Below are 8,959 nucleotides of genomic sequence, written 5' to 3'. Positions count from 1 at the left end.
TCGTCCGCTCAGGGTAAGTCGGGACCTAAGGTGAGGCCGAAAGGCGTAATCGAAGGACAACAGGTTGAAATTCCTGTACCACCGTAAACCGTTATGAACGATGGGGTGACGCAGGAGGGTAGTGACGCGGACTGATGGATGTCCGTCCAAGCAGTGAGGCTGATGTGTAGGCGAATCCGCACATCGTTAAGGCTGGGCTGTGATGGGGAGTGAAAATTATAGTAGCGAAGGTCATGATCTCACACTGCCAAGAAAAGCCTCTAGTCAGGTGAAGGTGCCCGTACCGCAAACCGACACAGGTAGGCGAGAAGAGAATTCTAAGGCGCGCGGAAGAACTCTCGTTAAGGAACTCGGCAAAATGACCCCGTAACTTCGGGAGAAGGGGTGCCCCGGTAGTGTGAATAGCACGAGGGGGCCGCAGTGAAAAGGCCCAAGCGACTGTTTAACAAAAACACAGGTCTGTGCGAAGCCGTAAGGCGAAGTATACGGGCTGACGCCTGCCCGGTGCTGGAAGGTTAAGGGGAGTGGTTAGGAGCAATCCGAAGCTATGAACCGAAGCCCCAGTAAACGGCGGCCGTAACTATAACGGTCCTAAGGTAGCGAAATTCCTTGTCAGGTAAATTCTGACCCGCACGAATGGCGTAACGATTTGGGCGCTGTCTCAACGAGAGATCCGGTGAAATTTTAATACCTGTGAAGATGCAGGTTACCCGCGACAAGACGGAAAGACCCCATGGAGCTTTACTGCAGCTTGATATTGGATTTGGGTACGATCTGTACAGGATAGGTGGGAGCCTAAGAAACAGGAGCGCAAGCTTCTGTGGAGGCGCCGTTGGGATACCACCCTGATCGTATCTAGGTTCTAACCTAGTACCGTGAACCGGTGCGGGGACAGTGTCTGGTGGGCAGTTTGACTGGGGCGGTCGCCTCCTAAAGAGTAACGGAGGCGCCCCAAGGTTCCCTCAGAATGGTTGGAAATCATTCGAAGAGTGCAAAGGCATAAGGGAGCTTGACTGCGAGACCTACAAGTCGAGCAGGGACGAAAGTCGGGCTTAGTGATCCGGTGGTACCGCATGGAAGGGCCATCGCTCAACGGATAAAAGCTACCCTGGGGATAACAGGCTTATCTCCCCCAAGAGTCCACATCGACGGGGAGGTTTGGCACCTCGATGTCGGCTCATCGCATCCTGGGGCTGAAGTAGGTCCCAAGGGTTGGGCTGTTCGCCCATTAAAGCGGTACGCGAGCTGGGTTCAGAACGTCGTGAGACAGTTCGGTCCCTATCTGTCGTGGGCGTAGGAAATTTGAGAGGAGCTGTCCTTAGTACGAGAGGACCGGGATGGACATACCGCTGGTGCACCAGTTGTTCCGCCAGGAGCATGGCTGGGTAGCTACGTATGGACGGGATAAGCGCTGAAAGCATCTAAGCGTGAAGCCCCCTCAAGATGAGATTTCCCAGTATGTAAGACCCCTTGAAGACGACGAGGTAGATAGGTTGGAGGTGGAAGTGCAGCAATGCATGGAGCTGACCAATACTAATCGGTCGAGGGCTTATCCTACAAGCTTCACAGCGTGAAGCTCGCATCGAAAGCATCTGCTTTGGTCCGGTGTGAGTTACGGTGAAGCACTAATCGCAAATTCAAGTTTCGTATCTAGTTTTCAAGTGATCAAACGCTTGAACCGTTTGGTGGCGATAGCGGAAGGGTTCCACGCGTACCCATCCCGAACACGACCGTTAAGCCTTCCAGCGCCGATGGTACTTGGACCGAAGGGTCCCGGGAGAGTAGGACGTCGCCAAGCGGTACATATTTTTGACTTTAATCTATCAATCTATAAATATATGATGATAGACTTATAGCATGGCCCGTTGGTCAAGGGGTTAAGACACCTCCCTTTCACGGAGGTAACAGGGGTTCGAATCCCCTACGGGTCACCATTTATTTTATTGCTTCAAGGGGATGAGAACCCCACGGTTCGTCGAAGCATTGACATCGATAGGAATACTTCGCAGTCTCGATCGGAGTGAGAGTATCCCCTACGGGTCACCATTTACTTTTATACAACTTATTTATGGAGGCTTAGCTCAGCTGGGAGAGCATCTGCCTTACAAGCAGAGGGTCGGGGGTTCGAACCCCTCAGCCTCCACCATTGATTTTTAAAATTTGAATACGCCGGTGTAGCTCAACTGGTAGAGCAACTGACTTGTAATCAGTAGGTTGGGGGTTCAAGTCCTCTCGCCGGCACCAGTAATTATAATGGGGAACTGTGGTGTAGAGGCCTAACATGCCTGCCTGTCACGCAGGAGATCGCGGGTTCGAATCCCGTCAGTTCCGCCATTAATTACCTCATCTTGATTGAGAGCCATTAGCTCAGTTGGTAGAGCACCTGACTTTTAATCAGGGTGTCGAAGGTTCGAGTCCTTCATGGCTCACCATTGTTTTAACTTGTGCGCGTGTGGCGGAATTGGCAGACGCACTAGACTTAGGATCTAGCGTTTCACGACGTGGGGGTTCGAGTCCCTTCACGCGCACCATGCTTTCGCGGACGTGGCTCAGCGGTAGAGCATCGCCTTGCCAAGGCGAGGGTCGCGGGTTCGATTCCCGTCGTCCGCTTTCTATATATATTACGGGATGTAGCTCAGCTTGGTAGAGCACCTGGTTTGGGACCAGGGGGTCGCATGTTCAAATCGTGTCATCCCGATACTATGTTGCACTAAGATGTTGGATTTATATCCAACATCTTTTTTTGTTTTTTAAGAAGATTTGATTACTATTTGTAGAAAGAGTTCTTGTGCAAATGAATACTGCTTGTTATCGTTAGGGAGATAGCTCATCTTGTAAAGATCTTGAGTGGGTTAGCCGCGGAAAGGATGTCTATGATGTATTCAATTATTCGTAAGTTAGAGTCAAGCGAGATTCCCTCTTTTGTAGACATTGCTATAAATGCATATCCAGCAAGAGTTATCTCTGGAACGGAGTTCAGAGAACGGCAAATATCTAGAATGACTAAGATCCAGAACAATATAGACAATGTAAATTATTATGGATTATATCGGGAAGATCGATTGATTGCAGGGATGCGGCTTCATGAATATTCAATGAATCTTTATGGCCGTATGATTCAGGTGGGCGGTGTAGGCCAAGTGGCGGTAGATCTACTTCACAAGAAAGAGCGAGCTGCGAAAGAGATGATTGAATATTTTATCGCACATTGTAAGAGTAAAGGCATTTCTCTCGTGCTTCTGTACCCGTTTAGGCCAGACTTCTATAAGAAGATGGGTTTTGGGTATGGTACCAAAATGAATCAATATTACATCAAGCCAGATAGTTTTCCAAAGGCATTTGTTAAACAGGGCTTAGTATGGCTTGATCATAAACATATAAATCAGATAAAAGAGTGCAGTGATCGTCATGCAAGCACTACACACGGTATGATATTCAAGAGCACGTATGAGCTAGACTCCATATTAAGTACTGCTGGATCTAAAGCGATTGGATACATGGAGAACGGTGGACTGAAGGGATATATCATTTTTAACTTTAAAAATGTGAAAACAGACAACTTCCTACTTAATGATCTAGTTATACAAGAGTTTGTGTATGAGTCATCAGAGGCACTGAAGCAGTTAGGTACTTTTTTACATACGCAAAATGACCAGATTCATCGTATTGTGTGGTCAACACAGGATGATATGATTGAACATTGGATAGAAGATCCACGGAACGGAAGTGACCGTCTACTTCCAAGTGTATTTCACGAAAGTCACATATCCGGTGTAGGATTGATGTACAAAATTATTGATATTCCTAAGTTTATGATCGAACTTGGATTAACCGGAGCCATCTATAGTGCTGAACCTCTGACTTTGCAGTTCATGATTACAGATTCTTTCTCATCGGATGAGAGGTTTTCGCTACACATTGATAAAGGATCTGTGGCTGTGACGATGGGGGAGGTAGAAGAAGCAGCAAGCATCGAAATGAACATCTCGGATTTTTCTTCATTGTTCATGGGGGTTGTAGACGTAGATAAGCTGTATCAATATGGGAAAATACATGCAAGCGATTTGAAAGCTATATCTTTACTTAGAAGTTGCTTGAAAAATAATGTAAAGCCATTCTGTTCCACAGCGTTTTAATAGACGATATAGAACAAAAGGACCTGCATTTTCATTGCAGGTCCTTTTGTTACTTGTTATTCTGCCCAGTTACCATTGCGGAATACCGGCTCGATTGTTCCATCAGGTAGTTCGCCGTCAATTTCAAGTTCGGCAGAACCAATCATGAAATCAACATGTGTTAAGCTCACATTAGCACCTCTAGCAACCAGTTCGTCTTTACTCAGTTTAGTTCCACCCTCAATATTTACGGGGTATGCACTGCCAAGTGCGAAGTGGCAAGAAGCATTCTCATCAACACCTGTATTATAAAAGACACGGTTCAATCGAGAGATAGGGGAATCGTAAGGAACAAGTGCCATCTCTCCGAGATAAGAAGCTCCTTCATCCGTCTCAAGCAAGGATGTGAGATGCTCACGACCGGATGTTGCATTATATTCAACGACTTTGCCATCTTTAAAAGTTAATGTGATTCCTTCAACAAGTCTTCCGTTCAAGTTAAGAGGAAGAGTGCTTGTGACGGTTCCGTTTACTCCCGTTCGTAAAGGCATGGTGTAAATCTCCTCTGTAGGCATATTAGCAACAAAATACACCCCAGACTCGTTATAATCCCCACCACCTAGCCACCGATAGCCTTCTGGCATTTTGACATGCAAATCGGTGCCGGGTGCACGGTAATGAAAACTGTTATAACGTTTTGCATTCATATACTCTTGTTTCTTTTTAAGTTCACTTATATGCTCCTGCCAAGCTGCTACCGGATCCTCCGTATGTACTCGGTTCATCTGGAAGACAGCTTCCCACATCGCATCTAGACGCTTCTCTTCAGGTAGATCTGCGAACACTTTATTTGCCCAAGCGCGTGTAGGTGCTTTTATTAGAGACCAGCTCACTTGATTGTTACGAACGTAGGACTGGTACTTTTCTCTAGCTATAGAAGCTGCTTTAACTGCTGTAGATACTTTAGCGGAATCAATTTCACGGAATAATTCAGGGTCTGGTACCTTAATATGAAGAACGGCTCCACCCCCCTCAGCAAGCTGTTCCATCATGTCGGCCTGCCATTTTGGATAGTAACCAAAAGAATCATCTGGCGCTTTCTCGTAACGAATACGAGTAATTCGTTCATCATCCCAATCAACTTGAACGTATTTTGCCCCAGCTTCATAAGCCTTGGATACAATGAATCGGGTTAATTCTACGGTTTCCAAAGGTGCATTTACAATAAGGACTTGTCCGGGTTGAATATTCACACCCACTCGAATGACAAGCTCTGCATATTTCTCTAACATCGTTTCAAATGAACTCATATGTATTTTCCTCCATGAATGATGTGATTCGTACCTAAATAGTTTAACATGTTTGGCCAGCGTTCGTGCAGGAACGATCTTAGCTAGATGAATCTTCACACTAGAATTGCGTTAAGCACTTATGATATCGCGAAAAGTTCATGAAATATTATTATTCCTACGAAAAAGATGTAGTTAATCACAATGTGAAGTATTTGAGGGCATAGTACGATCTATTCATGAATCTTTTTTTAGGAAGGAGAGATTGATTAATGGGACAGAATATTGGTGTTATGCTAAAAACCGTTTCTGAGGATTGTAATCTGGCATGTGATTATTGCTATTACAGCTCTTGTGGTGGGAAGGTTCATCAGCCTGTTCGTACGATGGAACCAGCGCTGTTAGAGCGTTTTATAGAACAATACATGCGACAATCGAAAGGGGTTGCCTCTTTTGCATGGCAGGGAGGGGAACCGTTGTTAGCGGGTCTTTCTTTTTTCGAAAAAGCGGTCTCTCTCCAGGCTCAGTATGCGCCACCGCATACTTCGATCAGCAATGCCTTACAGACCAATGCTACGTTGATCAATGAACAATGGGCTAATTTCTTTCGTACATATCATTTTCTGATCGGCGTTAGTCTCGATGGGCCTAAGTTAATCCATGATCGTCATCGTGTCACGGGATCTGGTAAAGGAAGTTACGAACTAGTGATGCGAGGCATTGATCATTTACGGCAAGCAGGTGTGGAATTTAATATCCTATCCGTAATCCATGAGGATAATGTGACAAAGCCGGAAGAATTGATCTCGTTTTATCGTGAACAGAAATTTGACTTTGTTCAGTTTATTCCGTGTATGGATTTCAGGTCTCAGGAGTCAGGTCAACCTGGACGTTTTCAGATTACCCCTGAGGCTTACGGTTCGTTTCTATGTCGTGCCTTTGATCTGTGGTATAACGATGGGAATCCAGATTTATCTATCCGGATTTTTGATAACATGCTGGCAGTACTTATGAATCACCAAGCGGAGCTCTGTGTCCATCGTGAGCGTTGTCCGAAAATGCTCGTACTAGAGTCTAATGGTGATGCCTTCCCATGTGATTTTTTTATTGATGAAGAACATAAGCTTGGCAATATTGGCGAATTGAAGCTGGAAGAGTTATTAGCTAGTCCCCTATATGAGGATTTTTTGACATTGAAGCCAGATATGAACGAGGCATGTTGTACTTGTCGTTATGTTAAGTTATGCCATGGAGGATGTCCACGTAATCGGAACTGGTTAGATGTTAATGATCGGACACAGAAAGATTATTTCTGTGAAAGCTATAAGATGTTCTATGAGTATGCCTACGCTAGAATGAATACACTTGCAGAAAGTTTGCGTGCTGAACGATTACAGAGATATAAGATGACGGGTCGTGCAATGCCTGGGAGAAATGATGAATGTATCTGTGGCAGCGGTCTCAAGTTTAAGAAGTGTTGTGGTCAAGTGTAGGTAATAGATTATAGAGGTTGGATAGAAGGGGGAGATTAAACAATTGAAGAAAGACCTCATGGCGTCCTGATGGATGCTCGTGAGGTCTTTACTTATGTTATTGCTGATTCTTCGAAGTTTTCTCAGAGGACGGATTGTTCATAAATACCTCTGCCGCTTCCTCAGCAGAAAATTCTGTATCGTCTAATCCTTCACCTGGTACAGGCATTTTGTTCAACTTGGTGTTATACACCTCGGACTTAGATAATTCATTCGGATTGGATTTACTCATGTAGACACCTCCTCGTGTAATTTGTAACATGTATTAGTGTCCCATCTAAGGCTAAATTTATGCAAAACATCTAAATCATCAAGAAAGATTAGTACAGGAATCTCCATAGATAAAATGTAGCATACGATTCCCAGTTCATCCAACCCTTTGAAAATTCGTATAGCTGTTCTTTCGTGGGTTTAGAATCAATCTGAAGGACATGCTTGATAGCATTATGTAATCCTACATCATCGATTGGAAAAGCAGATGAATATCTTAGACAACGCATTAATACATAATTAGCCGTCCATGGCCCAATGCCGCGGATGCGTACCAGCATTTTTTCTGCTGTTTTACAGTCACCGGCTAGAATTAATGATTCTTTTGTGAGTTCTCCACTTACAAAAAGACGTGCAATATCGATGAGATATTCACGTTTTTTGACGGTCATCCGAAGCTCTTCCATTTCTTCAACGGTTAAGCAAGCAATGGCTTCTGGTGTAGGAAACAGCCAGTACAGTACACCTTCATGTTCTATACTACGGCCATACTTCTCAACGAGTCTTCGCTTTAGTGTATATGCAAAGGTCAAGTTGATCTGTTGACCGATAATTCCCCAGCAAATGGCCTCAAATAAATCAGGAATACCCATATTGCGTAAACCGTAAAATTCATCGACAGCCTGTGCTAGAAGACGATCTTGTTTAGCCATTTGATAGAAAGGGGCTAAGTCGGTATCCAGATCAAACCATTCCCTTACATATAGAGCAATCTCTTGTCGTTCGGCAGAGGTAGGGATATTCGGCCCTAGAAAGGCGACATTCAGCGTCTGTGATAATTCAACATCGTCAGAGATCTGAAGGACATACATGTTCGTTCCTATCGAGATTGCTTTATATATGGTATCTTCATGTATTCTCAGTAAGCATTCATTAGTTGATCTGGATACATATTTCAAATTCTCTTTAAAGCTGAATTCAGATGGTACCGACAGTTTGATTTGGTTCTCTAGATCTATCCATTTTAATTCTTGAATCATTCTTCAGCCTCCAGTGTATCAGATGTTTTCTGATATATTAGTTGTAACCTATTATAGCTCTATGAAATTTCATTATCTTGCTCTTACATTCTGAAAAGCGTACATACGCCCTCAGCGAAGGTTATACTGTGTTGGGAGGTGAAATGTGAAATGGATCGAAATGACAAAAAGTCTCAAGCCAAGTTAGATCAACCCGTAGGTAAGGAGCCATCAGAAGAACAGTGGACAGCAATTATTCAGAACGATTCCCGGTATGATGATCGGTTTATTTATGCGGTTCAAACCACGGGGATCTTCTGCAAACCTTCATGTAAGTCAAAAGAGCCCGTGAAGTCCAATGTGCGTATTTTTCTAAATGCAGAACAGGCTATTTCTGCACATTTCCGACCTTGCAAACGATGTAAACCTACAGGTGAACGATTGCCAGACCGGGAATGGGTAGAACAAATTAAGTCTTATATAGATAGCAACTTTGCTGAGATAATTACACTTGAACATCTCGCCGGTTATTGTCATGGGAGTCCATATCATTTACAGCGAACGTTCAAGAGAGTGACAGGAATGACCCCTGTGGAATATGTGCAACAGAAGCGGATCGAACACGCAAAAGCGTATTTGGAACATACCGAAATGTCAGTCTCCAAGATCGCTCTGCTTGTGGGCATGGCTAATGTACCCTATTTTATTACAATGTTTAAAAGGAAGACTGGGCATACCCCTAAAGCGTATCGCCAGCAACTACATTCACCTAAAAGGGAGGGCAAGCGTTAACT

The 8,959-nt window shown here is 44.3% G+C and carries 6 protein-coding genes, 8 tRNA genes and 2 rRNA genes (1 of these 16 running past the window's edge); 13 read left to right on the top strand and 3 right to left on the bottom strand.

Going from position 1 to position 8,959, the window contains the following annotated elements:
* The 11 genes from ACK8P5_RS14600 to ACK8P5_RS14550 form a co-directional block, all read left to right on the top strand.
* Positions 1-1,557 (top strand): 23S ribosomal RNA (locus ACK8P5_RS14600); it begins 1,486 nt to the left of the window's first position.
* Positions 1,558-1,681: 124 nt separating this feature from the next.
* Positions 1,682-1,798 (top strand): 5S ribosomal RNA (gene rrf / locus ACK8P5_RS14595).
* Positions 1,799-1,859: 61 nt separating this feature from the next.
* Positions 1,860-1,934 (top strand) — tRNA-Glu (locus ACK8P5_RS14590).
* Between the two features lie 136 nt (positions 1,935-2,070).
* A tRNA-Val gene (locus ACK8P5_RS14585) sits at positions 2,071-2,146 on the top strand.
* A 22-nt stretch (positions 2,147-2,168) separates the two neighbouring features.
* A tRNA-Thr gene (locus ACK8P5_RS14580) sits at positions 2,169-2,244 on the top strand.
* Between the two features lie 13 nt (positions 2,245-2,257).
* A tRNA-Asp gene (locus ACK8P5_RS14575) sits at positions 2,258-2,334 on the top strand.
* A 22-nt stretch (positions 2,335-2,356) separates the two neighbouring features.
* Positions 2,357-2,432: transfer RNA gene (locus tag ACK8P5_RS14570), tRNA-Lys, on the top strand.
* Between the two features lie 14 nt (positions 2,433-2,446).
* Positions 2,447-2,531 (top strand) — tRNA-Leu (locus tag ACK8P5_RS14565).
* Positions 2,532-2,538: 7 nt separating this feature from the next.
* A tRNA-Gly gene (locus tag ACK8P5_RS14560) sits at positions 2,539-2,610 on the top strand.
* A 14-nt stretch (positions 2,611-2,624) separates the two neighbouring features.
* A tRNA-Pro gene (locus ACK8P5_RS14555) sits at positions 2,625-2,698 on the top strand.
* Between the two features lie 178 nt (positions 2,699-2,876).
* Positions 2,877-4,136 (top strand): GNAT family N-acetyltransferase, encoded by a 1,260-nt coding sequence (locus ACK8P5_RS14550; RefSeq protein WP_422657000.1) that lies wholly within the window; start codon positions 2,877-2,879, stop codon positions 4,134-4,136.
* A gap of 56 nt (positions 4,137-4,192) precedes the next feature.
* On the opposite strand, the gene ACK8P5_RS14545 is transcribed toward ACK8P5_RS14550, so the two are convergent.
* Positions 4,193-5,425 (bottom strand): aminopeptidase, encoded by a 1,233-nt coding sequence (locus tag ACK8P5_RS14545; RefSeq protein WP_422656999.1) that lies wholly within the window; start codon positions 5,423-5,425, stop codon positions 4,193-4,195.
* Between the two features lie 251 nt (positions 5,426-5,676).
* Between ACK8P5_RS14545 and ACK8P5_RS14540 the strand changes: the two genes are divergently transcribed.
* Complete coding sequence (locus tag ACK8P5_RS14540) at positions 5,677-6,897, top strand: anaerobic sulfatase maturase (protein WP_422656998.1); 1,221 nt, start codon at positions 5,677-5,679, stop codon at positions 6,895-6,897.
* Between the two features lie 97 nt (positions 6,898-6,994).
* Here ACK8P5_RS14540 and ACK8P5_RS14535 read toward each other — a convergent pair whose 3' ends face one another.
* Together ACK8P5_RS14535 and ACK8P5_RS14530 are read right to left on the bottom strand one after the other, a co-directional pair.
* Positions 6,995-7,168 carry a hypothetical protein gene (locus tag ACK8P5_RS14535; protein WP_422656997.1) on the bottom strand — a complete coding sequence of 58 codons (174 nt, stop codon included), beginning with the start codon at positions 7,166-7,168 and terminating at the stop codon, positions 6,995-6,997.
* 88 nt (positions 7,169-7,256) lie between these two features.
* Complete coding sequence (locus ACK8P5_RS14530; protein WP_422656996.1) at positions 7,257-8,186, bottom strand: DNA-3-methyladenine glycosylase family protein; 930 nt, start codon at positions 8,184-8,186, stop codon at positions 7,257-7,259.
* Positions 8,187-8,336: 150 nt separating this feature from the next.
* Between ACK8P5_RS14530 and ACK8P5_RS14525 the strand changes: the two genes are divergently transcribed.
* Positions 8,337-8,957 (top strand): bifunctional transcriptional activator/DNA repair enzyme AdaA, encoded by a 621-nt coding sequence (locus tag ACK8P5_RS14525; RefSeq protein ID WP_422656995.1) that lies wholly within the window; start codon positions 8,337-8,339, stop codon positions 8,955-8,957.
* Positions 8,958-8,959 lie beyond the last annotated feature (2 nt).

It is taken from the genome of Paenibacillus sp. EC2-1, assembly GCF_049311625.1.
GTDB lineage: Bacteria > Bacillota > Bacilli > Paenibacillales > Paenibacillaceae > Paenibacillus_AQ.
Note: the sequence above shows the minus strand (reverse complement) of the source record. Positions and strands in the feature narration are given on the sequence as shown.